The organism is Hyphomicrobium sp. 99 (assembly GCF_000384335.2).
Taxonomy (GTDB): Bacteria; Pseudomonadota; Alphaproteobacteria; order Rhizobiales; family Hyphomicrobiaceae; genus Hyphomicrobium_B.
Genome location: NZ_KQ031382.1, coordinates 1762719 through 1788590, shown reverse-complemented (window position 1 = coordinate 1788590; position 25872 = coordinate 1762719). Strand labels below are relative to the sequence as shown.

At 59.8% G+C, this 25872-nt stretch carries 22 protein-coding genes, 2 tRNA genes and 1 pseudogene; 12 read left to right on the top strand and 13 right to left on the bottom strand.

Features of this window, described 5'->3' with window-relative positions; all coding sequences use genetic code 11:
- Nucleotides 1-26: 26 nt before the first annotated feature.
- Nucleotides 27-1118 (bottom strand): tetratricopeptide repeat protein, encoded by a 1092-nt coding sequence (locus G359_RS08590; RefSeq protein ID WP_045835782.1) that lies wholly within the window; start codon nucleotides 1116-1118, stop codon nucleotides 27-29.
- Nucleotides 1105-2829 (bottom strand): dihydroxy-acid dehydratase, encoded by a 1725-nt coding sequence (gene ilvD / locus G359_RS08585; RefSeq protein ID WP_045835781.1) that lies wholly within the window; start codon nucleotides 2827-2829, stop codon nucleotides 1105-1107. The genes G359_RS08590 and ilvD overlap by 14 nt, the downstream gene beginning before the upstream one ends.
- A gap of 415 nt (nucleotides 2830-3244) precedes the next feature.
- Between ilvD and G359_RS08580 the strand changes: the two genes are divergently transcribed.
- Both G359_RS08580 and G359_RS08575 read left to right on the top strand, forming a co-directional pair.
- Nucleotides 3245-4369 (top strand): M48 family metallopeptidase, encoded by a 1125-nt coding sequence (locus tag G359_RS08580; RefSeq protein ID WP_045835780.1) that lies wholly within the window; start codon nucleotides 3245-3247, stop codon nucleotides 4367-4369.
- A 108-nt stretch (nucleotides 4370-4477) separates the two neighbouring features.
- Complete coding sequence (locus G359_RS08575) at nucleotides 4478-5095, top strand: DUF2939 domain-containing protein (protein ID WP_045835779.1); 618 nt, start codon at nucleotides 4478-4480, stop codon at nucleotides 5093-5095.
- A 19-nt stretch (nucleotides 5096-5114) separates the two neighbouring features.
- Here the strand turns inward: G359_RS08575 and G359_RS08570 are convergent, their stop codons facing one another.
- A complete protein-coding gene (locus G359_RS08570; protein ID WP_045835778.1) occupies nucleotides 5115-6038 on the bottom strand; it encodes a DMT family transporter in 924 nt (307 codons plus the stop codon).
- 96 nt (nucleotides 6039-6134) lie between these two features.
- Here G359_RS08570 and G359_RS08565 point away from each other — a divergent pair, with 96 nt between their 5' ends.
- Nucleotides 6135-6908 carry an AraC family transcriptional regulator gene (locus G359_RS08565; protein WP_045835777.1) on the top strand — a complete coding sequence of 258 codons (774 nt, stop codon included), beginning with the start codon at nucleotides 6135-6137 and terminating at the stop codon, nucleotides 6906-6908.
- 21 nt (nucleotides 6909-6929) lie between these two features.
- Here the strand turns inward: G359_RS08565 and G359_RS08560 are convergent, their stop codons facing one another.
- The 5 genes from G359_RS08560 to G359_RS08535 all read right to left on the bottom strand — a co-directional run bounded on the left by G359_RS08560 (nucleotide 6930) and on the right by G359_RS08535 (nucleotide 15227).
- Nucleotides 6930-9695, bottom strand: coding sequence for a valine--tRNA ligase (locus tag G359_RS08560; protein ID WP_045835776.1), 2766 nt, complete (start codon nucleotides 9693-9695; stop codon nucleotides 6930-6932).
- Between the two features lie 128 nt (nucleotides 9696-9823).
- Nucleotides 9824-10525: a DUF2497 domain-containing protein gene (locus G359_RS08555; RefSeq protein WP_045835775.1), complete on the bottom strand. Its 702-nt coding sequence runs from the start codon at nucleotides 10523-10525 to the stop codon at nucleotides 9824-9826.
- A gap of 321 nt (nucleotides 10526-10846) precedes the next feature.
- The gene (locus G359_RS20910) at nucleotides 10847-12568 is read right to left on the bottom strand and encodes a DUF2497 domain-containing protein (protein WP_245279965.1); all 1722 of its coding nucleotides are present in this window, start codon (nucleotides 12566-12568) and stop codon (nucleotides 10847-10849) included.
- A gap of 253 nt (nucleotides 12569-12821) precedes the next feature.
- The gene (locus G359_RS08540; protein ID WP_045835772.1) at nucleotides 12822-14288 is read right to left on the bottom strand and encodes a TolC family outer membrane protein; all 1467 of its coding nucleotides are present in this window, start codon (nucleotides 14286-14288) and stop codon (nucleotides 12822-12824) included.
- Nucleotides 14289-14573: 285 nt separating this feature from the next.
- Complete coding sequence (locus G359_RS08535) at nucleotides 14574-15227, bottom strand: protein-L-isoaspartate O-methyltransferase family protein (RefSeq protein WP_045835771.1); 654 nt, start codon at nucleotides 15225-15227, stop codon at nucleotides 14574-14576.
- A 244-nt stretch (nucleotides 15228-15471) separates the two neighbouring features.
- Between G359_RS08535 and G359_RS08530 the strand changes: the two genes are divergently transcribed.
- Nucleotides 15472-15545: transfer RNA gene (locus G359_RS08530), tRNA-Cys, on the top strand.
- Between the two features lie 260 nt (nucleotides 15546-15805).
- Nucleotides 15806-16405: a hypothetical protein gene (locus G359_RS08525; protein ID WP_045835770.1), complete on the top strand. Its 600-nt coding sequence runs from the start codon at nucleotides 15806-15808 to the stop codon at nucleotides 16403-16405.
- A gap of 47 nt (nucleotides 16406-16452) precedes the next feature.
- Here the strand turns inward: G359_RS08525 and G359_RS08520 are convergent, their stop codons facing one another.
- Both G359_RS08520 and G359_RS08515 read right to left on the bottom strand, forming a co-directional pair.
- On the bottom strand, nucleotides 16453-16674 hold the full coding sequence (locus tag G359_RS08520) for a hypothetical protein (protein WP_045835769.1): 222 nt from the start codon (nucleotides 16672-16674) through the stop codon (nucleotides 16453-16455).
- Entirely contained in the window at nucleotides 16671-17420 is a 750-nt protein-coding gene (locus tag G359_RS08515; protein WP_045835768.1) for a COG4280 domain-containing protein, read from the bottom strand. The genes G359_RS08520 and G359_RS08515 overlap by 4 nt, the downstream gene beginning before the upstream one ends.
- Nucleotides 17421-17767: 347 nt before the next feature.
- Between G359_RS08515 and G359_RS08510 the strand changes: the two genes are divergently transcribed.
- From G359_RS08510 to G359_RS08480, 7 genes are all read left to right on the top strand, one after another.
- A tRNA-Asn gene (locus G359_RS08510) sits at nucleotides 17768-17842 on the top strand.
- Nucleotides 17843-17999: 157 nt separating this feature from the next.
- Entirely contained in the window at nucleotides 18000-18368 is a 369-nt protein-coding gene (locus G359_RS21110; protein WP_045835767.1) for a phage integrase central domain-containing protein, read from the top strand.
- A 75-nt stretch (nucleotides 18369-18443) separates the two neighbouring features.
- Nucleotides 18444-18887, top strand: a complete 444-nt coding sequence (locus G359_RS08500) for a c-type cytochrome (RefSeq protein ID WP_245279964.1) — start codon at nucleotides 18444-18446, stop codon at nucleotides 18885-18887.
- Between the two features lie 10 nt (nucleotides 18888-18897).
- Nucleotides 18898-19596: a hypothetical protein gene (locus tag G359_RS08495; RefSeq protein WP_045835765.1), complete on the top strand. Its 699-nt coding sequence runs from the start codon at nucleotides 18898-18900 to the stop codon at nucleotides 19594-19596.
- A 14-nt stretch (nucleotides 19597-19610) separates the two neighbouring features.
- Nucleotides 19611-21161 carry an FAD-binding oxidoreductase gene (locus G359_RS08490; RefSeq protein ID WP_045835764.1) on the top strand — a complete coding sequence of 517 codons (1551 nt, stop codon included), beginning with the start codon at nucleotides 19611-19613 and terminating at the stop codon, nucleotides 21159-21161.
- 61 nt (nucleotides 21162-21222) lie between these two features.
- Nucleotides 21223-22359: an NAD(P)-dependent alcohol dehydrogenase gene (locus G359_RS08485; protein ID WP_045835763.1), complete on the top strand. Its 1137-nt coding sequence runs from the start codon at nucleotides 21223-21225 to the stop codon at nucleotides 22357-22359.
- 107 nt (nucleotides 22360-22466) lie between these two features.
- Nucleotides 22467-24026: an aldehyde dehydrogenase family protein gene (locus G359_RS08480; protein WP_371199047.1), complete on the top strand. Its 1560-nt coding sequence runs from the start codon at nucleotides 22467-22469 to the stop codon at nucleotides 24024-24026.
- Between the two features lie 106 nt (nucleotides 24027-24132).
- Here the strand turns inward: G359_RS08480 and G359_RS08475 are convergent.
- The 3 genes and pseudogenes from G359_RS08475 to G359_RS08470 form a co-directional block, all read right to left on the bottom strand.
- Nucleotides 24133-24261, bottom strand: a pseudogene (locus G359_RS08475) (biotin/lipoyl-binding protein); the annotation flags it as partial.
- Nucleotides 24262-24308: 47 nt separating this feature from the next.
- On the bottom strand, nucleotides 24309-24482 hold the full coding sequence (locus G359_RS19995) for a DUF1656 domain-containing protein (protein WP_245280124.1): 174 nt from the start codon (nucleotides 24480-24482) through the stop codon (nucleotides 24309-24311).
- Nucleotides 24483-24730: 248 nt separating this feature from the next.
- A complete protein-coding gene (locus G359_RS08470; protein WP_045837819.1) occupies nucleotides 24731-25594 on the bottom strand; it encodes a MurR/RpiR family transcriptional regulator in 864 nt (287 codons plus the stop codon).
- Nucleotides 25595-25872 lie beyond the last annotated feature (278 nt).

The window sequence follows — 25872 nt, the reverse complement described above, 5'->3', positions numbered from 1 at the left end:
GAGCCGGCCGCCAAACGGGGAAAATTTCAGCGAGCCGTGGCGCCGTCGGGCGCATATCCAAGCATTGGTGATGACGACGACAGCGCAGGCACCGACTGCCCCGCCGGGTGCAGCGTCGTCGCTCCCGCAGGAATGACAGAGCTTCGCTGAGGCGAAACCGACGGCGCGGACGTGATCATTTGTTGCGCAGTTGCAGGCATCGCGACACCCATCGGACGAACGAGTTCGCCGTTGGAGCACGTTCTCACGGGTTCGGGCGACAAATCATCGAGGCCGTCCTTGCCGTCGAGCACTGCGGGTCTGCGGCCGTAGAGGTTATGCCATTCGGCGACGCGTCCCGTCGCCTGCTGACGAACGCCCTCGCCTGCATTGCAGAAGATGTTCTGATAAATGTCCTCGATCCACACGCGCTCGCTTGGCGGCGCGTTGGCGACGGCAACGTCGATGAGGTTGAGCGCTGCCGCCGGGTTCTTTTCTACGAACTTTCCGCGCCACATCAGATCAGCAAGAAAGGCTTGTGCGCCCGGATGACCGGCTTGCGATAGCCGCGACAGCCAATGACGGCCGTTCGCAATCTTGCTCGACTGATCTTCGAAGCCCGCGATCGAAATGTCCGGTCCCTCGCCTCTCAGAAATACTTTGGCGAGTTCGAACTGGGCATCCTCGTCGTTGAACGTGAGCGCGGCACGCTGCAAAGCGCGGTTTGCCGCCTCGACGTCGGGCTTCAGGCCAGCGCTGACAAGGCCACTTCTCAAATACGTCGAAACGGCAGTCAGCGATTTGGCGGCGATGGGAGCGAGAGAATCGTCGTCGGGATCGACGTCCTGCAGTTCGTCTGCAAGCGACTTGTACAAGCGGAAAGCTTTACCGTGATCGGTATAGGCGCCTTCGTTATCGCCGTAGATGCGCGCCATGTAAAAACGCGCCAACTGCGGCTTCGAGGGCTCAAGGGCTTCAAAGGCGGGCAACGCCAGCTCGTAGTAGCCGCCGTTGAACGCCGAGATTCCTTGCTTCATCGCATCGTCCGGCGAGCGGAAGACAACGTCTCCCGCCATCGCCGAGCCGAGCATCAGAAGAGACGCAACGCTTCCCGCAAGTGCAAGCCTAAATGTCCGCATAGCAGTGAACTTCCGCCTTTCCTCCCGCATGGGTTACGGCGCCGTACCTCGCCGGTCCCACTTGGTCTGCAAATTTCCGCAGCGCGCCCGACTGATACATGTTGGGCGGGGCCTTCCAGTTCTTGCGCCGCTTCTCCAGCTCTTCCTCACTGACCTCGAGGTCGAGCGTGCCCGTCTCAGTGTCGATCGTGATGATGTCGCCGTTCTCAACGAGCGCGATCGGGCCACCGACGGCTGCTTCGGGACCGACATGGCCGATGCAGAGGCCGCGCGTACCGCCGGAGAAGCGACCGTCCGTTATGAGTGCAACGTTGTCGCCAGCGCCTTGGCCGTAAAGTGCGGCCGTCGTCGACAGCATCTCACGCATGCCCGGACCGCCCTTCGGTCCCTCGTAACGGATGATGATCACATCGCCATCCTTGTACTTCCGATCCTCGACCGCCTGGAACGCATCTTCCTCACAGTCGAAGCACAATGCCGTACCGCGGAATTTCAGCGTCTTGAGACCTGCGACTTTCACAATCGCGCCGTCGGGTGCGAGCGAGCCCTTGAGGCCCACCACACCGCCCGTCGGCGTGATCGGATTGGAAACCGGAAATACGACTTTCTGATCGTGATTGAATTTCACGCTCTCGAGATTTTGCGCGAGTGTCTTGCCGGTCACGGTCAGGCAATCGCCGTGCAAAATCCCGCCCTCGAGCAGAGCTTTGAGGATCTGCGGAACGCCACCGATATCGTAGACGTCCTTGGCGACGTATTTTCCGCCGGGCTTCAAGTCGGCGATATAGGGCGTGCGCTTGAAGATCTCGGCGACGTCGAACAAGTCGAAATCGATGCCGACTTCGTGGGCCATTGCGGGTAGATGCAGTGCGCCATTCGTCGAGCCGCCGGTCGCGGCGACGACGATCGCAGCGTTCTCAAAGGCTTTGCGCGTGCAGATGTCCCGCGGACGGATGCCGTCGGCGATCAGACGCATGACGGCCCGGCCGCTTTCCTGAGCGTAGGCATCGCGGCTTTCGAACGGAGCGGGCGCTCCGGCTGAGCCCGGGATCGCCAAACCGATCGCTTCGGAAACGCAAGCCATTGTGTTCGCTGTGAACTGGCCACCGCAAGAACCAGCTGACGGGCACGCGACGCATTCGAGCTCGTGCAGGTCTTCCGCGGACATTTTGCCGGCGTTGTGCATGCCGACGCCTTCGAAGACGTCGACGACGGTGACGTCGCGATTCTTGAAGCGGCCCGGCAGGATCGATCCGCCGTACATGAAGACGCTCGGGACATTGAGGCGGAGCATCGCCATCATCATGCCCGGTAGGCTCTTGTCGCAACCGGCAACGCCGACGAGTGCGTCGTAGGAGTGGCCGCGCATCGTCAGCTCGATCGAGTCGGCGATGACTTCGCGCGACACGAGGCTCGACTTCATGCCCTGATGGCCCATCGCGATGCCGTCGGTGACGGTGATGGTGCAGAACTCACGCGGCGTGCCACCGGCTTCCTGAACACCTGTCTTCACCGATTGTGCTTGGCGCATCAGCGAGATGTTGCAGGGGGCGGCTTCATTCCAGCACGAAGCGACGCCAACGAAGGGACGCTTGATGTCCTCCTCGGTCAGGCCCATCGCGTAGTAGTAGGACCGATGCGGCGCCCGCGACGGACCCTCCGTCACGTGGCGGCTCGGCAACTTCGACTTATCGAACGTCTTGGCGTCCATTTATTCCTCTTTGGGCATCCTAGCCCTTATCGATCCCCATCCGACTTTGGATGGCGCAGGGATGCCAGTCGCGGTGGCTCGGCGAAAGTGCTCTGCCTGTTAAAAAGTGACGCTGCATTAGCAGACGTCGCTGCCAGCAGGTGCGCGGTCATTGTGGCTCGAAAGTGGCGCGATGTATCCCGAAAGTTGCTAAACCGCCACATCAGCTATGCAAGCGGACGTTTATCCTTAACGAGGCTCTGCGCTGGTATAAATTCTGTCATGGCGTGTTGCGCCGACGACAGCCAATGACCTGCCATTTGGGCTGAGATTTCGTCGCGACAAGGGCCCGACTTTGGCGTGCGCGAGACATTTCTTTACGGGCGCGGCCGATTCGTGCTGATCGGCTGGCTCCAACCTTCGCGGAAGACGTTTCATGTCATCAGGCGCCGCACCCGATCCGAGTTATTGCCGCTTTATTGCCCGCCGGGGTTCGCCGCCCCTGGACGGCACTGCTTCCCTCGGCGTGACGGGGGTCGAAGTCGACCTTGGCGCTGACAAACCTCGCCATATCTGGTCCTACGGCCAGCTCCGCTCCGAAGAGCCCATCCGGCCGAATGCCATCGATGTTCTGCTGATGTCGAAAGACGAGCCCGGCGCGTCGCTCTTCGTGCAGGGAGCGCGATTCGCGGCGGAGCTGAGATTGCGAGCACCGCATCTTTCCGCACGCGCTGCATGGCTTCGCGAAAAGCGAATGTGGTTCTTTCTTCTCGCCATCATCGCGGCGCTGGTTTTTGCGGCCTATCTGGCCGGCGTCAGCCCGGCGAAATCGATCGCCAAAGCGCTGCCCGACAGCTGGCGCGAGCGGCTCGGCAAAGCCACGCGCGAATCGATGACCGAAGGTCACAAGGAATGCATCGACCCCGCCGGTCTTGCGGCCCTGACGCGTTTGACCGAGCGGCTATCGAAAGGCGTGCCGGGAAACATCCCGTTCAGCGTCCATGTTTACGACTGGCCTTTGATGAATGCTTTTGCGGTGCCCGGCGGCCAGATCGTTTTGACCAAGGGCCTGCTCGACAAATCAGTAAGTCCCGACGAGACCGCCGGAGTTCTCGCCCATGAAATGGGTCACGGAATCGAATTGCATCCCGAGGCCGCGATCATCCGGGGCTTTGGGCTCGGCGCGACGCTCGAAGTCATGCTTGGCGGCACGACGGGCGGCGGTCTCGCCAACGTCGGCCTCATGCTCGCGCAGCTCGGCTATTCGCGCGGGGCCGAGCGTGAGGCCGACAAACACGCCCTCGAACTTCTCAAGGCGGCCGACATTTCTCCCAAAGGTCTCGGCAATTTCTTCACGCGGGTGATGAAGTTGGAAGCTGAGGAAGGCGACAAGGCTCCGGGCGCCTTCAGCTGGTTCCGCACGCATCCGTTACCTGCCGAACGTGCGCGGCTCGTCAGCGAGCAGCGAGATTATCCCTCGAGCCCCGCACTCGACGCGAGCGACTGGCAGGACCTCAAATCGATTTGCAAGAAAACGCGCGCTCCGGAAGACGCGACCTAGCGGCCTCGCACGCGGACAGTGACACGTTTTCGCCAGCCTGAAGTTCGTCAGAATCCATCCGTAAGAGGATGGACGGCACCACTGCTCGCGCTAGCCACGGGACTTTGCATGAAGGCGATTTTCTGCGTCGTCGGATTTTTTCTGCTCGCCGCATCGATTTACATCGGGTCACCGTTCGCGACCGCTTGGAGCATTCGGGAAGCCGTTCGCAATGGCGATGCCAACTACCTCTCGACCGCCATCGAGTGGCCGACGGTGCGCGAAACGCTGAAGCCTTCGATTGCTCAGATCGCGCTCGGTCTTCCCGATCCTGAAAACGATCCGGCCGCCAGCACCGGGCTTTGGACGCGCTTTAAAGCCTATCTGGGTCAGAGCGCCGTCGATGGTCTTGTTGAGAAGTACGTGACGCCTGAGGGCCTTCCTCAGCTCTTCACGCTCAGAGCCAAGTACCGCGATCTCGTCGCAAGCGAGGGCGATGAGGCAAAAACGTTGCCGATCATGGATCGCATCTCGCGCGCGTGGGCTCGCGTGAAGCGCGCGGAGTTCACGAGCCTGACGAGCTTTGAAATCGACATGGAAGACAAGCTCGACCCGACGCGAATTTATCTCGGCAAGCTTGAACTTCGCCCCGCCGGCTGGAAGCTCACCGAGCTTCGCATCAAATTCCTGGCGACGGCGAAGAACGCGGTGCAGCGCTTTTCGAGCACGGAACAGGGCGCGCTCTAAGGCGCCCCGTTCCCGCCTCTCATCCGCTGTTTGCCCCCTGCACGCCGGCCGGGGCGAAAATCGGTTTCTGAAAAACTTGTGCACATCCGACTCCGGCAAGCGTCAGAGCCGCACCGATGACGTGGAAAATCTTCACCGGTTCTCCCAGCATCACAATGGCAGCAGCAGCGGTCAGAACCGGCAGCAGGTTCATGAACACGGCGCAGCGGCTCGGTCCTAATTGTTGAACGCCGCGGATCCATAGAAACGGCAGCACGACCGACGCGAGGCCGCCTGCATACGCGATCAACGGCAATGTTTCGGCATTCAGCTGACGGAGCGGCGCGGGGGTGGCGAGGAATGCCGGAAACATCGCGGTCAACGCGCAGAGCGCCTGCATGTACGTCGATTGCCAACCGGTGATCGGCAGGTTCCAGCGTTTCAGCAACACGCCGTAAAGTGCATAGACGAGCGCCGCGATCAGCATCAGCGCGTCGCCCGGGTGGACGCCGTTTCTCGGCAATGCGGCGATATCGCCTCCACTTACGAGATAAAGAAGCCCTCCGAACGAAATAGCGCCGCCAAAGACCACGCCATAGGTCGGCGGTTCGCCAAGCAGCGCCGCGCTTAGCGCGACCGTCAGCAGTGGGGTCAGCGCCGTAAACACAGCCATGTTCGTCGCGGTCGTCGTCTCGGCCGCGAGGTAGGAGAGGCTTTGGAACAGGCACATCGCGAGAAAGCCGAGGATGGCGAACTCGCCGATATGCGGCCAGATCGCCGTTCGATTTCGCCACGCCGGCCGGCCGACAAACGCACTCATGAGGATGACCGCGAACAGCAGACGATAGAACGTGATCGCCTGCGGTCCGATGGTGTGCGCCGACAGGCGCGAAACGATGACGTTCCCGGCCCAGAGAACGATGGCGAGGAATGGATAGAGAAAAGCAAGTCTTTGGCTGAGCATGGTGTCCGATGTCCCTACGGAATGGGCCTTGGGTCGTAGGGCTTTCGGATCTGGTCAGTCTCACGCTAAAGTAACCGGCCTTATCGAGATCGGGACATGCTCGAAGACATTCTTTCACGTCACTTGGATTTTCACGCGACCCAGCGCCCGATGGCTGCGATGGAGGTCGACTATCCGAGCGGGTCTTCGACGGGGCGGCACAGCCATCCCCGCGCGCAGCTACTCTTCGCCGTTTCGGGCGTCATGATCGTTCGCTCGCCGGCGGGCTCCTGGGTCGTCCCGTCCAACCGTGCGGTCTGGCTTGCGGCGGGGCTCGAACACGAAGTCGAAATGCGCGGAGACGTGAAGATCCGCACTGTTTTTGTGGATCAGGATGCCTCGCCTCACCTGCCCCGAGGCAATTGCGTGATCGCCGTTAGCCCGCTGCTGCGCGAACTGATCCTTGCGGCGGTGAAGGTTCCCGTCGATTACGCCAGCGGCTCGCGCGACGAATGCCTCATGCAGCTTCTCCTCTATGAGCTGCGCGAGCTGGACGTACTGCCGCTGCATCTGCCGATGCCCGACGACTCGCGGTTGAGGACCATTTGCGAGGCTCTGCTTCTCTCCCCTGACGACGTCCGCACCGCCGAAGAGTGGGCGGAGGGTTTTGGCGTGACGTCCAAAACCGTTCACCGGCTGTTTTTGAAGGAAACGGGGCTGACGTTCGGACAGTGGCGTCAACAAGCGCGTTTGCTCTCAGCGCTCGAACGTCTGGCTCGTGGCGATAAAATCATCGACGTCGCCGCGGACAGTGGCTACGCGAGCCAAAGCGCCTTCACCGCGATGTTTAGAAAGCACTTCGGCACGACGCCGAGCGCTTTCTACAAATAGCCTGCAAATCGGAAGCGGTTGTCAGACGCTTTCCAAGCGGCGGAGGGCTGCCGAGAAGCGTTGGATCTCGGCTTCGAGTTCGGCCTTCCGCTCCTTCGCTTCCTCGATCGCTTCTTCTTTGGCGCGCTCGATGAACTGCGGATTGGAGAGCTTGGCGTCCATCTTCTTGAGGTCGCTTTCGGCGCCTTCGATGGCCTTGGCGAGACGACGCTTCTCCGCCGCCATGTCGATGATGCCAGCGAGCGGCAACGCGGCCGTCGTTTCTCCGGCGACGACCAGGGCAGCGCCCTTCGGTGCCGTTTCCTCGAAGTCGATCTCATCGATGCGCGCGAGACGTTTCAACGTCTCGTCATTGCGGCGGACGCGCTCTCGGATCTTCTCGTCAGCGCCGACGATGACGAGCGGGATCTTGGAGCCTGCCGGGACGCTCATCTCCGTTCGCACCGAACGGATTTCGGAAACGAGGTTCACGAGCCAATTCACTTCGTCGACGGCATCCGTCTCGACGAGACCTTCGAGGTTCGGCCACTGGCTGACGACGAGAAGGGTGTCGCGCTTCACGCCGTATTCGACCATGTGGTCCCAAAGCTCTTCGGTGATGAAGGGCATAAACGGATGCAGCATCTTCAGGATCTGATCGAGCGTCCAGGCCGTCACGGCGCGGGTTTCGGCCTTTGAAGCCTCGTCGTCGCCAGCGAGCACAGGCTTGATCAGCTCAAGATACCAGTCGCAGAACTGACCCCAGACGAAATCATAGATCGCTGCGGCGGCTTCGTTGAACTTGTAGGTTTCGAGCGCGCTCGTGACGGCCTTTGCCGTCAGCTCGGTTTCGCCGATGATCCATTTGTTGAATGTAAGGGACGCCGACTTCGGATTGAAATCGCGCTGGCGCACGCATTCGTTCATCTCGGCGAAGCGCGAGGCGTTCCAGAGCTTGGTCGCGAAGTTGCGATAGCCTTCAACGCGCGACTTCGCGAGTTTGATGTCGCGGCCTTGCGCTGCCATCGCGGCCAGCGTGAAGCGCAACGCGTCGGCGCCGAACTCGTCGATCAGGACGAGCGGGTCCATGACGTTGCCCTTGGACTTCGACATCTTCTGCCCCTTCTCGTCGCGAACGAGGGCGTGGATGTAGACGTCCTTGAAGGGAACCTCCTTCATGAAGTGGAGGCCCATCATCATCATGCGGGCGACCCAGAAGAAGATGATGTCGAAGCCGGTGACGAGCACGCTCGTCGGGTAATACTGCTTGAGTTCGGGCGTTTCCTCCGGCCAGCCGAGTGTCGAGAACGGCCAGAGCGCGGAGGAGAACCACGTGTCGAGGACGTCTTCGTCACGCGTTAAAGCGACGTCTTTGCCGTAGTGCTTGTTGGCCAAAGCTTTGGCTTCGGCTTCGGTGGCGGCGACGAAGTATTTGCCGTCCGGGGAATACCACGCCGGGATCTGATGGCCCCACCAGAGCTGGCGCGAGATGCACCAGGGCTGAATGTTGCGCATCCATTCGTAATAGGTCTTTTCCCAGTTCTTCGGGACAAAGTTGGTCTTGCCGCTTTCGACGGCGGCGATCGCGGGCTTCGCGAGCTCTTCGGCGTTGACGTACCACTGGTCCGTCAGCCACGGCTCGATGACGACGCCCGAGCGATCGCCGTGCGGCACCGTATGTCCGGTCGGCTCGATCTTTTCGAGCAGACCCAGCGCATCGATATCGGAGACGACTTGCTTGCGTGCATCGAAGCGATCGAGTTTGCGATAGGCTTCGGGCGCCTCGTCGTTGATCTTGCCGTAGGCGTCGAGAATGTTGATTTGCGCGAGATCGTGACGCTTGCCGACTTCGAAGTCGTTGAAGTCGTGCGCGGGCGTGATCTTCACGGCGCCCGTGCCCTTCTCGGGATCGGAATATTCGTCGGCGACAATCGGGATCTCGCGGCCGACGAGCGGTAGCTTCACTTTCGCGCCTGCTTTGATCAGCGCCGCGTAGCGTTCGTCTTCGGGATGGACGGCGACGCCGGTGTCACCGAGCATCGTCTCAGGCCGCGTCGTCGCGACGACGATGTAATCCTTGTCGTAGCCCTGAACCTTGGCCGCCAGCGGATAGCGGAAATAGTACATGTGGCCGCTGGGGTCTTTGGCGAGGACCTTCGCGAGCGCGGCCGCGTCAAACGGTTCGCCGCTCTCTTTCGACCACGTGAATTTTCCGCGGGCTTCGACCTGCACGACCTCGAGATCGGAAATCGCGGTCTGGAACTTCGGGTCCCAGTTGACGAGGCGCTTGTCTTTGTAGATCAGCCCTTCGTTGTAGAGCTGCACGAAGACCTTCACGACGGCCTTCGACAGGCCTTCGTCCATCGTGAAGCGTTCGCGGCTCCAGTCGCAGGATGCGCCGAGGCGCTTCAGCTGCGTGACGATGGTGCCGCCCGACTCTTCCTTCCACGTCCAGACGCGCTTTAGAAATTCCTCGCGGCCGAGTTCGCGGCGCGAGGGCTGTTTCTCAGCGGCGAGCTGGCGTTCGACGACCATCTGAGTCGCAATGCCGGCGTGGTCGGTGCCCGGCTGCCAGAGCACGTCGCGGCCGCGCATGCGCTCGAAGCGGACGAGAATGTCCTGCAGCGTATTGTTTAGGGCATGCCCCATGTGGAGCGAGCCCGTCACGTTCGGCGGCGGGATTACGATCGAATAGGCAGCGTTCTTGCCACCGGATGAACTCCGTCCGGCTTTGAAGGCGTTGGCCTTCTCCCATTCGGAATTGATACGCGGCTCGATTTCGGCCGGTCGAAAAGTCTTTTCAAGCATCTGTGGGAGCGTCGCTTATCAGCTATCGGGCCGAGGTTTTGGACCCCGGTCGTACGGCCGACCTTCGCCGGCTGTCAACCGTCGCTCCCTAATGGCCGGAAATTGTCCGGTTGTAGTTGATCCTCGCGTCAACGACGCGAAGATCCGCTTGGCGGGGTGCCGCCCGCCTCGTTCAAGAGGGCCCGCTCCACGATTTTGGGCATGTTCTCGGTTAGCCACTGTCTCAGGATGGGCCGCAAAAGCTGGGCCGCCACATCGTCGACGCCGTCGGCCGCCAGCTCTGAGGATGGGCGAACTTCGGGCAGCCGGGGCGGCTGCTGGAGCTCTACCGGGGGCTGCGGTGCGGGTTCAACCCGGGGTTCTTCGACCGGCCGCGACATCGCGCTCATGCGATTTAAGCGTGTGTCGAAGAACGTCGGCATGTTGCGCTTCATGCTGTCGTTCTCGGCGGAGATCTTCTCGACAGCTACCTCATCTTCCTTGACCGGATGAAGGGTCACCGGCGGCGGCTCGATCATGCGGCCATGTGCCGGTTCGAAAGGAATTACCGTGCGGGAGCGTTCGCGCTCCTGGTGTCCACTTGATGCCAATGCTTCACTCAGCCTCCCAAGTAAATTGGGCCGCTCGGAGGTGTTCTGCGCCACCGTCTTGAATATCGCCGGCAGTTCGAACTCCGCGGCTTCATCTGCGATCGTGCTTCGGCCGCGCAGGGTCGTAATGCGGACCTCGCGCTTCTCACTTTCGAACATCGGAGATCGATCGGCGATGCTGGTCCGGATCGATGCCAGAATATCTTCGACGTCGTGCTTCGCACCATTCATCATTGTCATGACGCTTCCTCTTCTGCGTACGAACTTCAAATTCGCAGAACCGCGTCGGCAGCCCCGTTGATGCCCCTCCGGTTCGTCGCTTCTGGACAGATGAGATTTGTCTAAATGCGCCCCATCAACCCAGTGACGTAGCGGGCGTCCCGATCATTTACGCAGTGATCGAAGCGTCCCCCCGCTCGAAAGTCACGCTAGGACGATGTCGAGGCAACCGTGTGGCGAAAGACACTCGCAAGAAAAAAATTTGTTGTAGCAACAGGAGTATGGACGCGGCTATCCGCCACCACAATTATGGCGGCGAATTTTCCGGCGCTGATCAATGCGCTATTCGCGGGGGTTCTTCTGTCCTGGCAACAGCCGTTCTGACATTTCGCGGCGAAGCGCCCGCTCGAGGATCTTCGGCATATTTTCGGCGAGCCACGTTTTGAGCAACGGCCGCAAGAGATCGGCGACCGCGTCCTCCATCGGGCGGTCTCCGCCGCTCAATTCGGTCGATAGCGGGGGAAATGCCGACGTCTGCAGCGCGGTGTCGTTCGGCTCGCTCCGTAGTGCGGGCGCAGCCGATGGCGTGGGATTGCCGCGAACGAACTCCGGCGACTGAACGGGTTCTGGTTGCCGAGCTGGTTCGGGCGCGCGCGCCGGCTCGGGTGCGAGTTCAGCAGTCGGGAGTGGTTTTTCCTGGTGGCTGAGACCGAACGTCGGACGGAACGCTTCCGATAGCGGCTCGAGCTTGCGGGATGGTCCAAGCGTGGCGGACACGCTCGGCACGGCAAACGTCTGACGGGGCTTCGGCGGGGGCGGCTCCGTGTGTCCGAAGATCGGGGCCTTCGCGGTCTCGAAAGGATAGCCCGCGTGCGAGCCGTTGGCCGCACCGTTCACAGGCGCTGCCTTGTTGTCACTGAAATAGGACGGGCGAGGCGCGGCGAGGGGCGGCTCAAACGGCGTTATCGGCGACTGTGGTGCTGGCGTGACTTCGATCGGGCGCGCCGATTCAAACTTCGGCTCGACCTTTGTTTCGATTTTCGGTTCAAGCTTGGATTCGAACGTGGGCTCGATCTTCGGTTCGAGCTTGGTCTCAAACTTGGGCTCGGCCGTCAGTTCAACTTTAGGCTCGGGCTTCAGGTCAGATTTTGGCTCCGTCTTCAGCTCGATCCTGGGTTCGGGCTTCGGCTCCGGCTCGGTCTTGGGAGCGATCTTCGCAAATGGAGAAGGTCCAAGATCGAAGGCAAATGGATCAACGGCGTCGGCGGTCTCGCCGAGATCCGCGAGCGCTTTTGAAGGCGCCTCAGGCGACAACTTTTCAACTTCCTTAGCTTGGGCGACGATTGCGTCTGATATCGGCGAGTCGCGACCTTCGAGCAGAGCATTCAGATCGTCATTCAATAGCTCGGTCAGCTGCGCCTCGATCCGCGCAGCGTCGGATTCGATGATGGGATGCACTTCGACCGGTTCCGCATCGAGCACCACGGCTTGCTCTGCAGGCTCAGCTTTTTTGGCGACGGTTTCGATCGAAATCGACTGGATCGTGATCGATTCAATCGAAATGCTATCTTTCGACGCCGAGCCGTTCAGGGGCTTGGCTGCGGGCTCGACGCTATGGAAATCATTTTTTTCAATCGGCGTGAACGAAGGCTCCCGTCGCTCGACCTTGGCTGCGGGAATGGTCGTGTCGTTCCTCTCATCCGCGGCGCGAGAGCGCGATGGTGATGGCGATGCGGTGTCGACGCGCCGGCTGTCGGCATCGATAGAGCGAGCGGAATTCGAGGGTGCCAGGACCGGCTTGATCTCGGGCTCTGCATCGGACGGCTGCGACGACTTCAGGAAAGCCTCGCGCGACATAAATCCACGCTGCGGAGCGGGCGACGACGACGGGGCGGCCGATGGTCTCATCGCGGGAGAAAAAGGCGCGCCCGGTCTTGGAGAGGACGTGGACGATGGCGAAGAAGACGGCGATCTCAGACCTGACGAATCCTCCGCGATGATCTTGCGGATCGAGGCGAGGATTTCCTCCATACTCGGCTCGGCAGTGGATTCAAGTCTCGACATACCCTACCTTTTTCGCAACTCGGCCGTCTTCGCCGACAGCATGACGAAACCACCGCACCCAACCCGCTCTTGCCCTCTCTTGGACTCACCAAGGCCCTTTCGAGATCCAGCATGGTGGCAGGTTGCGGAAAATCCGCAACGATCTCACGAGCAGTTATCCCCGGAGAGCGGCGCTCTCAAGGCGGCGGCACATTGAAATCTAAATCTTTCGGGCAAAAAATCCAGCCCCGGCAAAGTATACGTTCGTCGCCGATTACTTGATCGGCGCGACGTCCACGTGCTCCTGGCGGCCGTCGCCATGCGTGATGTCCAAGCCGAACCACTTGTTGCGAACTTCGAGGTAATGAACTTCCGGATTATAAACCGCCGTCGCTGCGCCAACCTCGGAGACGCTCAGGCGCCCGATTGCGGAAATCACCGTGTAGGAAGCGACCAGAATGTTACGCTTCGTGGTCTCCAGGTTCACCTGTGACTGAAGCAGTTCCTGCTGGGCGTTCAACACGTCGAGAACGGTGCGCTGGCCGACCCGCTCTTCTTCCCTGACGCCGTTGAGAGCGGTGGTGTTGGCGACGATCGAAGCCTTGTCGGATTCCTGCTGGGCCTTGAAGCCTTGCAGCTGCGCCCATGCCTGCACGACCTGCGACTGCGCAGCCGCGCGCGACACTTCGATTTGCTGAAGCGCTGCGATGTGATTGTGCTTGGCCTGACGCACGCGAGCATAGACTTCGCCACCGGCCGGATAGATCGGAACGTTCACGCGGCCGACGATGGACGCCGAGGTTGCCTCGTCGATACCTTCGCTGGGGTCGAACTGATCCGTATAATTTGCTTCAAGTTGCGCCTGGGGGAGCAGCTCTCCACGGATCTGATCGACCGTGAAGCGCTGTGCCTGCTCAAGATAAAGAGCCTGGACGACCTGCGGATTTTCCTTCGTGCCGATCGCGATGGCGTCATCGAGCGAGCGCGGGACGAGCTTCGTATTCGGGTTTGCTTCCACCAGTCCCGCCGGCGGATGGCCGACGACCTGCTCGAAAATGGCGCGGCTCGACTTCAGGTTGGCTCTGGCTTGATCGAGGTCCGACTGACCGAGGGCGCGGCGTGCTTCGGACTGCGCAACGTCGGTTCGGGTCACTTCGCCGACGCTGAAGCGATCTCGTTGGGCCTTCAATTCGGCGTCGAGAAACTTCAGGTTATTCTCGTTGAGCTTAACGATCGCCTGGTCTCGGGTCACGTCACCGAAAGCGGTTACGGCATCCAGCAAAACCTGCTGCTCCGTCTGCCTCAGTGTCTCGCGCCCAGCGCGGTCGTTGGCTTCGGCGGCGTTGACGGCGTTCGTAACTTGAAAGCCGGTGAAGAGCGGCTGCACCAAGTCGAGAGCATACCCTCGCGGAGAACCAACATTGCGGGTCGTTCCACCCGCCAACGGCGATGTCGTGGTGTTTCTTTCGCGGCCGACGTTGGCGGAGGCGTTGATATCCGGGCGATAACCCGCATTAGCTCTCGAGATATCTTCGTCGCGCGCTCTCTGCGTGGCGCGTGCGGAATCAAGCGTTGGACTGTATTGATAAGTGGCTGTCAGCGCGTCGATGAGCGTCTCGGCCTGCGCGGTCGCCGTCATAGCGACGCCGATCGCGAAAGCCAGCAGGGCTTTCGAAGCGTAACGCCCGACCGAGGTCGCGTCGTTGCGAGCTACTTTGACTTTGGTTTTAGCCAATTGCATCCACCTGCACACCACTCACTGCCCCTACTGAAGAGAGTGGTCCCCCAATTACTCCGTCTAGCCGATTCGATCTGGATCAACTAACCGGTTTCAGTCCCGTGAAGTCCGCCGGATAACTTATGGCGCGTTTCACGCCACGCCAGTAGGCTCCGTTAATTTCTTCGAAAGAGTTGCTTTTTTCGCGCTTCCCCCGAAGCTTCCCCCTTAACGTCTACGCTTATGAATCCCGTCTGTCAGCGCCGAAACACACCCGCCTGTGGCCCGTTTGCAGCATACTCACAGGAGTTAAAAGACGAAAGCAGGCCGGGCTTCTGCAAAACCAGACAACAAGGGTGCTGCAGCCTGAAATGCGTCGCGTCGCGCGAATAGCCCGCCCCGTTTATGCATGAGCACAGCACGGCCGATTTTGTCATTTAACGAGATCGAGACCAAGCGGCCGTTTTCGCGTAGCTGATCCTCGATGGCGCGCGGCACCTTCTCGATGCCGCCTTCGATCAAAACGACATCGTAGGGCGCGCCGGCTGGCCAGCCCGAGGCCGCTGCCCCAGCGACGGCTGCGACATTGCCGATGGCGAGCGAAGCGTAAGCCTCCTTGGCGGCCTTGGCTTCTTCATTGTCGGCGAAGAGCGCCACGACTTTATTCGCCATCTGAGTCACTAGGGCCGCTGCGTAGCCCGACGCACTGATCACGAGCACGTTGTCGCCGGCCTCGAGCTCTGCGAGCTGGATCAGCTTCGCAAGCACCCGCGGCGGCAAGGCTTCCCGTTCGGGCGCGATCGTCAACCGCTCGTCGCTATAAGCGAGGCTCGCGAGGCGGGCCGGAAGAAATGTCTCGCGCGGGATCGCCGTCATGGCCGCCATGATGCGCCGGTCGGTCACGTCGCTCGGACGGACCTGGCTTTCGACCATATTCCTGCGCTGCAATGCGACGTCTGCCATTGCTCGTCTCCCCGCCCGCGAAATTCGTCATCGAGAGTATCTCTATAGACGACGGGCCACACGAGCGCGACGGGAACGCCGTCGCATGTGGAAAATTCGTTCATTACTGTAACGGCTTGTAAGGGGAGACTGGTCTATGCTAGATGCGCGCTCGGTCGGCGGGTGTCTCGTCTTGGTCCAGTGTAAGCTTTTCCGAAACTTTCGGAGCCGTGTTTTACCAGGGACAGCCGCACGAACGCAGAGAGGCCACGTGGCGGAGTGGTTACGTAGCGGACTGCAAATCCGCGTACCCCGGTTCAATTCCGGGCGTGGCCTCCAAACTCATTTCCCCGAAATTCCGTGAGATCCACTACTGGCGCAGGTGAAGACGCGTCGGACGCGCAAGTTGCGCAGGAAACGCATTACAAGTCGGGACAAAAATCGGGGACACCGCGTGTCGCCGATTCAGCGCGTTGCGAGGCGCGAGCCGCACGAAACAAAAAGAGTAGCTTGATGGATTGGCTTGATTTGCGGCAAACGAATATCTGCAAATCACGACGCAAACTTATGCAGTACAGACTGCGATTCTGGGTTCAACAATGAGAGTTTTCGTTCTTTCTACAGGTCGGTGCGGAAGCACTACATTTGCGCAGGCCTGCAAGCACATCAATAATTTCTCCAGTGGCCACGAAACTCGCGCACGGCTGAAAGGTTTTGAAAGGCTGAACTATCCGGATAATCACATTGAGTCTGACAATCGGCTTTCATGGATGCTTGGAAGGCTGGAAGAGCGATTCGGTGACGACGCCTATTACGTACACCTAACGAGAGATCCTGCGCGGGTGGCCGAAAGCTATAATCGCCGATGGAAGAAAAAAGCGTCCATCGTGAAAGCTTACCGGAACGGAATTCATATGAATCCGAAGGAGCCGGATTCGATCGAATGGATAATGGAATTCATTGATACTGTTACGAAGAATATTGAACACTTCATTTCGGACAAGTCTCAAGTGATGCGGATTCGCATGGAAGACGCGAACGAGCAGTTTCCGAAATTTCTAGAATGGATCGGCGCAGAAGGGGATCTTGACGCGGCCGTGGACGAGTGGACGGTGCGTCACAACCTGGGCAAAAAAAATCGATTGATCGACACTATTCGCCATAAAGCAAAGTGGCCATATACGAACAGGCGCTCTTAGTTGCACCGAAGCGACACGGGGATCGTCTCTTTCGTCGATGCAGGAATTCAGTTTCGCCGAGCGCTTTTTCGGGCTGTTCGCAAAACGCTTCCCGCCAAAACAAAGACGATGGAGACGAGCAGGAATGCGCCCGTCCACCAAGGGCGAGTTTCAAATCCGAGGCTGAGAAGGGCCGTGACCGCCACGACGGCGAGGATTGCAACGGCCAGGAACTCATCATCGAGAAAGAGGCCGATCAGACCGTTGAGGATTTCACGCATCGTCGTCATTGTGGGATCCTCCCGTCTCTCCGCTGGAGCACAGCCGAAAGCGCGAGCCCGGCAATTAAGAACACCACGGCGAATGCAAGGATCACCAGATCCTGTCCTGGCCACGCGATGCCAAGCCCCTCTCCTGTCCAGAACACACCGAACGCCGACAGCATGATGCCCACAGCAAATTTCAGGGCGTTCTCGGGCACACGCGACAGCGGCTTGTGAACTGCGAGGCCGATCAACAGAATGAGCGCACATGCCGCGAGCGCGCCAACGCTCGCCGGCCAGAGCATGTCTCGCACCGATCCGACTGCGATCACGATGAACACGACCTCGAGACCTTCGAGCAAGACGGCCTTGAACGAGGCCAGGCCCGCGATCCAATCGAGCTGGGATTTATGGCGTGCGGCTTCTTCACGGATGGTTTCCGTTTCCTCAGCGAAGGCGAGCGCTTCGTCATGCAGCGGAATGATGCTGGCGGCGCGCAAAATGGCTTTCCTCAGCCACCGCATGCCAAACAGCAAAAGCAGGACGCCGATGACGAATTGCAACGCGTGAATGGGAAAGATGTCGAGAAGCGGACCGAGCGCGACAACGATCAACGCCAGCGCCGCCAAGCCAGCCGCAGAGCCCAAGATTGCAGGACGCCATCCCCGAAGCGTGCTGGCGGCAAGAACGATGGTGAAGGCTTCGACTGCCTCGACCAATGAGGCCAGAAACGCCGTGGCGATTGCCGGCCATACAATCGAGAAATTGCTCATTCACAAACATTCCAAATCTTAGGCCCACGCAATCACGCGATCCCGCTGATCCTTCAGGCGGAATGGCAGCGAAACTACCATGAAACCGACGGGCGCGAATGACCGCAACATAATCGCTCGCCGATCGGGTTTCAGCCCTTGCGCGTCCCGGCAAAGAAGGCTACCAACCTCGCCCTGTCCGAAGGACCATGGACCTGCGTGAGCTCTTTGATTTCGCGCCGGCTTTTAGCCTTCGACGTACGTGCTTCCACTTGTCGCCGTCTGGCGTCGTTGAAAGCACGAAACAAAATGACCCAAAGGTCTCGCCATCGCAGATACGTTCTGCTATTCGGGGCGCTTTCCGGCATTCCGCGGTAGCTCAGTGGTAGAGCGTCCGACTGTTAATCGGATGGTCGTAGGTTCGAATCCTACCCGCGGAGCCAACAGCCAAGTCCGAGACAGCCCAGTTACCCCTTCAAGCCTCTGCTTCTCCGATATATTCCGGCCCCACGTCGGTGTTGAGAAGTCCGATCTGATCCGGTCCAAGCCACGAAATTGTGTGGCGACGGGGGCAGTAAATCCTCAGTCCAGTGGCTCACAATGCTTGAGCGGTACGCCTTTCCGGTGATCGGAAATCGGGCCGCCAACAAGGTCGAGAGCACCGACGTTCTCAAGATCCTTTTGCCAATCTGGCTCACCAAACCGGAAACCGGTCGAAAGGTGCTCCAGCGCATCCGTATCATTCTCGATCACGCTAACGCAGATGGTCAGCGGAGCGGCGAAAATCATTGCAGGCTAGCTGTCATCGGCCTCCCGAAGCGGGGCGATACGACGGAGCACTTCGCTGCTCTCCTTACAGCGAGCTTCCAAAGTTCATCTCTATCCTTCGTGATGCCGACAGCGCGCCGTGCATTAAGCTCGGGCTCGATCTACTCGCCGTGCACGGACAATGGAAATCCGAAGAAGTGAATCCTTAGGCTGAAGGATTTCTTATCTATTGGGAGTTCTTCTCTCCTTCCAAGAGAGCGCTGAACATGGTGGTGCATGTCTGCTGACAGTCCGGCACCAACATCTCAATGCGATAACGGCGCGCCCGATCCAGCCAGCGCTGAAGACTTAGAGCGCGTGCTCAAGACTAAAAATCTCGCGTTGAAGCAAGGGGATGTAATGGTGCTCAGCACTTCTCTCAAACGCATCCGCGCAGCCGGTATCCCCCTCTCCCTTGTCATAGTCTCATCGGTCGCATCCGCCGCGGGCGACGGCAAATGGCAAGGCGGCGCAGATATCTATTCCAAAGTCTGTGGTTATTGCCATCAAGTCGGGGTCGGCCCCGTGATCACAGGACGCCACTTGCCTCCCGAATACATCACGACGGTGGTTCGTCACGGCTTTCGAGCCATGCCGGCCTTTTCCGCATCTTTCATCGACGACCGGTCCCTGCAGGACATTGCCAACTACGTGTCACAAACGCCTGCGACCAAAAAATAGGGAGCGCACAATGGACGTCGAACGTCGTTCCGTTCTCAATGGCATCGCATTGACGAGCCTGGCGGGCGTGACCTTGAACAGTCCAGTTTTGGCCCTGGCCAATGCGATGCCCGGTGATCAGGCGCAGCCGACGCGGCCGCTCTTGACGCTGATCAGTGGCACGGTCGAACGATCTGGCTTCCTCCAGGGTATCGCGGCGGCGCCCCAGGGAAAGATCGTGGAGGTCCAGCGCACGGATCTCAGCGTCGGCTTTGTGCAGGCTTTCAATCAGTGGCTGCGTTCCGAGTGGCCGATTCGAGTGATTGGCCTTGTGGATGACGCGAGCGGCGCCTTCATTGTCCAGCTCGCGCGTTCGGCAGGCGCGCGTCTGCAGTGGCTGGGCCAGCATTCGACAGACGGGGGACACTCGCGCCATCGCGTCCTGAGCACGGAGGCAGCCGACTGCTGCTCGGCGCAGCTTGGCCAGCAATTGAGGTCCTGCGGCACGCCATACAGACTCGACGAACAGCGCATCAATAGCGCGAAGCTGCACTGGGAACTGCCGGCTCAGCTGCAAGAGAGAGCAGCCATAGAAGCCAGCCAGTGGCCCGCGACCCTGGGCTTCGCCCTTGCTTCGGTGGGTAGCTCGCAGGCCGCGAGCGCACCGCTGGTTGACGCCGATACATTACCTTTGTTGGGCAGCTTTGTTTCGTTCTCGATCGAGTCGTAAAGGGATCCACGCAGATGGCCGAGCAAAATTACGCGGTGCTCCCGCGTGGAGTCCCGCAGCAAGAGTTTCAGAAATCGATCGATAAATTCCGGAGACTGCTTGGAGACGAAGCCGTCCTCGTCAAGGACGAGCAACTCGCGCCCTACATGAAGATCATGATGCCGAAGCCGGAAGCCGACTTCGCGCCCTCGGCCGCTGTGACCGCCACGACGGTGGAGCAGGTGCAAGGTATCGTGGCGATCTGCAACGAACACAAAATCCCGGTGTGGACGGTTTCTACCGGTCACAACTTCGGTTACGGCACCGCGGCGCCGCACCATCGCGGCCAGGTGATCCTCGACCTGAAGAAGATGAACAAGATTATCGAAGTCGACCCGGTGTTGTGCACCGCCCTGATCGAGCCGGGCGTGACCTACCAGCAGCTGGTCGATTACCTCAAGGAAAAGGGCTACAAGCTGTGGGTTGACCCGCCGGCTCCGTCGGCCATCGTCGGCCCGGTCGGCAACACGCTCGACCGCGGCGTCGGCTACACACCATATTCCGAGCACTTCATGTTTTCGTGCGGTATGGAAGTGGTGCTGGCCAGTGGTGAAGTGCTGCGCACTGCCATGGGAGGCGTTAAGGGCTCCAACACTTGGCAGGTGTTCAAGTGGGGCTACGGCCCTTATCTCGATGGCATCTTCACTCAGTCCAACTTTGGCATCGTGACCAAGATGGGCTTGTGGCTGATGCCCGAACCGCCGGTCTACAAACCCTTCGCCATCAAGTACGCGAAGGACGAGGACATCAATGATCTGGTGGAGATGTTCCGCCCGCTGAGCATACGGGGCGTCATCCCCAACGGGGTGGTGCTTGTCGGCACCCTCTACGAAGCCAGCGCCACGGTGCGGCGCTCCGACTTCACTGATGAGAAGGGCGCCACCTCCAAGGAAATCATTCAGCGCATCCGCGACGAACGCAAGATCGGCGCCTGGACCGCTTATGCGGCTTTGTACGGCACCCAGGAACAGGTCGACGTCAACTGGAAGATCATCACCGATCTGGTCAAGGCTTCCGGCAAGGGCGAGATCGTTACCGAGGAGCAGGCGGGTCAAGACCCTGCCTTCAAGTACCGCGCCGATCTGATGCGCGGCAACATGACGATGACCGAGTTCGGCCTGTATAACTGGCGGGGCGGCGGCGGCTCCATGTGGTTCGCGCCGGTGAGCCAAGCCAAAGGCTCGGAGACGCTTAAGCAGGTCGATCTGGCGACCAGGAGCCTCAATAAGTACGGCCTCGACTATGTCGGCGAGTTCATCGTCGGCCAGCGCGCCATGCACCACATCGTCGACGTGCTGTATGACCGTACCGATCCGGAAGAGATGAAGCGCGCTTACGACTGCTTCGCCGAGCTGCTCGATGAGTTCGCGAAGCAAGGCTACAGCGTTTACCGCGTGAACAACGCCTTCATGGACCGCGTCGCGGAGGCATATGGTCCCGTGCAGCGCAACATCAACCGCACTCTTAAGCGCGCCCTCGATCCGAATGGCATCTTTGCCCCAGGCAAGTCGGGCATCGAGGTTTAATCGTCATCCGTGGCGCTTGGTCAGGGATGTTCCATAATCGTCAGAGAAAAGGTTCTGCGTAATGTACGGCAGTAGCCCGTCCACAGATCGTATCGAAGCGGCGGTCGTTCGGCAGAAAGGCGGGAAGTTCCAACTCGAGACGGTGAAGCTCGGAGCGCCGGAGCACGACGAAGTGCTGGTTCGCATCGTCGCGACGGGGATGTGCCACACGGACATGGTGGCCCGAGATCAAGTCTTTCCGGTGCCGCAACCGATCGTGCTCGGCCATGAGGGCGCCGGGATCGTCGAGGCGATCGGCGCGGATGTGGTAAAGGTCGCGTCTGGCGACCATGTCGTTCTCACATTCCTGTCGTGCGGCCGCTGCCGGGCCTGTCAGGAGGGCGCGCCGGCAAGTTGCGAGAACTTCAACGATCTGAACTTCTCCGGACATCGGCATGACGGCTCGCACGCGCTGTCGGATCACGACGGCCACATGCTCAATGACCGCTTTTTCGGCCAGTCCTCGTTCAGCGCCTTTGCGATCGCCAACGAGCGCAATGTCGTCAAAGTCCGCAAGGATGCACCGCTCGAGCTGCTTGGACCGCTCGGCTGCGGTATCCAGACCGGCGCCGGCGCCGTGCTGAATGCGCTGAAGGTCGGCCCGGGCGGCAGCCTTGCCGTCTTCGGCGCCGGGGCGGTGGGATTGAGCGGCGTGTTGGCCGCGGCCGCCACCGGTGCGACCACCATCATTGCCATCGACGTCGTGCCGTCACGGCTCGAACTTGCGAAGTCGCTCGGCGCCACCCATGTCATCAATACACGCGAGCAGAATGCCGTCGAGGTGATCCGTCAGATCACCGGGTCCGGTGTCGATTATTCGCTGGATACGACCGGACGTCCCGAACTGGTGCGCGCCGCTGTCGAGGCGCTCCGGCCGCGCGGCAAATGCGCCATCGTCGGGGTGACCAAGCCCGGCATCAATGTCGAGATCGACCCCAACGACCTGATGCAGAACTGCAAGACCATTTGCGGCGTCATCGAGGGTAACAGTGTGCCCGACATTTTCATCCCGCACCTCGTTGATCTCTACATGCTGGGACGCTTTCCCTTCGACAAGCTCGTCAAGTTCTATTCCTTCGACGAGATCAATGAAGCAGCCGAGGACAGCGAGAAGGGCGAAACCATAAAGCCCATCATCCGCATCCGGACCGCGGCCTGAAGGGCGTTGTTGCGTTAACTTCAGCAGTTCAATCGGCGGCGGCTGTCCGAGGGGCCGTCCCAATGCCGCTTTTCAGGCCCCGTCACGCGGAGGAAATTCTGTTCCGCATGCGCGCTACTGCAGTGGAGAAGTATATGTCAACAGCCGCCAAGAATGTCCCCAGGGGATCGCAGACTTCACAGACGAATGCGTCTCCTGCAGCGCCGCCGCGTTACGCAGGTTTCGACGGGCAATACATCGGCGGCTCCTGGCGAGCCGGCAGACAGGGCGGAACAGAGAGAGACACAGACCCGTACTCGGGGGAAACTCTCGTCGAGATCTCCATGGCGAATAAGGATGATCTCGACGACGCCTACCAGTCCGCTGCAAAAGCGCAGATCGGATGGGCGGCGGCGCTGCCTTCAGAACGATCCGCCGTGATGATCCGCGCCCTCGGCATCATGGAAGCACGCCACGAGGAGATCGTGGACTGGCTGATCCGGGAATCGGGCAGCACTCACGTCAAGGCGGAGCTAGAGTGGCAGTCCGTTTGTGCCATGACGCGGGAGGCCATATCGTTCCCCTATCGGGTCGAAGGCCGGATACTCCCCCTTGACGAACCAGGGAAGGAGAGCCGGGCATACCGTCAGCCTCTTGGTGTGATCGGCGTGATCAGCCCGTGGAACTTTCCCATGCACCTGTCCAATCGTTCTGTCGGCCCTGCATTGGCTCTTGGTAATGGAGTCGTTCTCAAGCCCGCCGAAGATACGCCCGTGACAGGCGGACTACTGATCGCGAAAATCTATGAGGAAGCGGGCCTGCCTCCTGGCCTACTCAACGTCGTGATAGGGCCCATTGACGAGATAGGCGATCAGTTCACTTTGCACCCGGTTCCCAAATTTATCTCGTTTACCGGATCCACACGCGTCGGTCGGCACATCGGAGGACTCGCAATGAGCGGTCCTCAGATTAAGCGGGTCGCGCTGGAACTCGGCGGCAACGCGCCTTGTGTCGTTTTGGATGACGCCGATGTCGAGCATGCCGCGCGCGCCAGCGTTGTTGGCAGATTCCTGCATCAAGGCCAGATCTGCATGAGCACGAACCGCATCATCGTCGATGCCAAGGTGTACGACGAATTCGTCGATCAATTCACGACGCATGTAAAAACGCTGAAGTACGGGGATCCCAAGGACCCTGCGGTCTCCATCGGTCCGGTCATCAACCAAAAGCAACTGAAAGCGCACATTGCGCACATAGAAGGCGCTCGCGCCGCCGGAGCGCATCAGTTGGTCGGCGGAAAGCCGGAGGGGCAGGTACTGCCGCCGCATGTCTTCGTCGATGTCAAGAACGACATGCAGGTCGCGCAGGACGAAATGTTTGGTCCGATCGTGTCGATTATCAAGGTGAGTGGGGAAGCTGAGGCGTTGCTGGTTGCGAACGACACTCAGTACGGTCTTTCAAGTGCTGTATTCACTCGCGACGAAGAGCGCGGGCTGAAATTTGCACTGGGCGTGCAGGCCGGCATGACCCACGTCAACGACCACAGCGTGGATGACACGCCAACCGGTCCGTTCGGAGGCGAGAAGAACAGCGGTATCGGGCGATTTGGGGGCGAGTGGATCATTCACGAGTTCACTAGAGACCATTGGGTGACCATCCGGCATGAGCAGGGCGCCTATCCCTTTTAGATGCTTTGCCACATGGGTAAGAATAGGCGGTTTCAGCCGATTTGGCCGCTTCTTTTTTCTGTTGCGAAGCTCAAATTCGTGTACCGCACATAATCGGCATCGAGCCGGGATCGACACGAAACAGTACATCGCCGGCCTTGACCTTATCGTTGTCTCTGACGAGCACCTCGGTCACTAGACCCGACACATCGGGAGCCACGGCGACGACGTCGGCGCGGATGCGCGTCCACGGCGCGAGCGCGCCGACAGCACCGCGAGGAATGTTCCGCAAGGAGAGATTTGTCATTGCAGGGATCTCGCTGTTGCAACAACGACACCGACAGTGACCACGTAAAGCGCGATGTCAAACAACGGACGATGCCAAACGTAGGTATAAATTCCAGACGCAGCCAGTGCGCGCCTCATTGGTAGGATCATAAGGAAGGCGAGTACCGTCCAGACGAGATCGTTTCGAATCGCGTTGCGTCAGGCAGAAGCCTTGGTTGTCGGCAAAAAAGCGGCCGCCGAGCAGGGTTTTACACTTTGACGTCGTCGAGAGAAGTCGATGATCGTCAGGAGTGGTCACAGGCTTCGCCCGTTTTACGTAATCTCCAATGGGGGTTCCGCTAAGGAGGAATAAGCAGAACTTCGGCAACTCCACACCCCACGTCTGTTCCTGACCCAGTGCAGACATTCATGCTGGCTTGGCCAGAAAATTCGCCATCTTACAAATCTAGTTTTCGACGTGCTGCTTCCAGCTCCTCTATGCGCATTTTGATTTCGGGCCAGCGGAGCGCGCTCAAACGCGCGATCATGGCCTCGATCAACGCGGAGAGGGGGGCAAAAGAATCCCAGTTCGAATTGACGGCTATTCGTAGCGCGAAGACGTGCTTTGCGACCGCCGAAAGCGGAGACAGCCATTCGTCCGTGAACAGTATGAGCTTGGCGCCTCGCGCCGACGCTTCCTGGCCCATACGGACGACATCGTCTTGATAGCGGCGAATATCGAAGATCACGAAGGTATGAGACGAATTCACATCCAGCAGATGCTCGGCCCAGGAGCCCGTCTGGCTTTGGATCAAATGCACGTCAGAACGAAGCTCGCGCAAATGCAGATACATTTGCATGGCCAAGCTCGACGTTAGCCTGCCGCCTAAGATGGTGACTGGTCGGCGTCCATCGGAAAGAAGCGCAATAGTGCCGTCGAATTCGGACGGGCGAATGAGATGTCGGGACGCCGACATGGCTTCGGTCACGGAAGCCCAGTAGGCGGAGTAGGCAGTAGCGTCTTCGCCATCAGTCACTTCACTCGGACGCACGTCTTTCGTCAGCGGCGAACGCAGCCGGTCCTCGAGCTCGTCTCTGAGGCGCTGCTGAAAATCGGCATAAGCGCTGAACCCTAATTTCGAGATGAGACGCAAAATCGTGGGATTGCTCACCTCGGCTTGCTTGGCAAACTGCGCGACGGTCTGCAACCCCGGAACAGGGTAGTTGCCAAGCAGAACGAGCGCGGCTTTCCGCTCGGTTGGGGTCAGCCCTTCGAGCTGCCGTCTAATCATTTCAGCTACGGTGTGCGGCGACGCTGTCATGGATCCTCGGATGGTATCGCAGCTCCTGCGGGCTATCAGCTGCATGGGTACGGCACAATGTGAAAGCTGTGCCAAATAGTACAGCAGATTTAGCTTTTTACGCCCAGATTTCGTGCAGCGCTGCCTCGATTAGGCCGTTAAGATCAGCCCATGCAGAGATTAATTGCGCGAACCACGTATTTTTATTGTTCAATTTGGTACAGGAATTCTGTTACTTATAGAACATACGGTCGGACATATCGCCAGACTTGTTCTATTTGGTACGATGGTTGCAATGC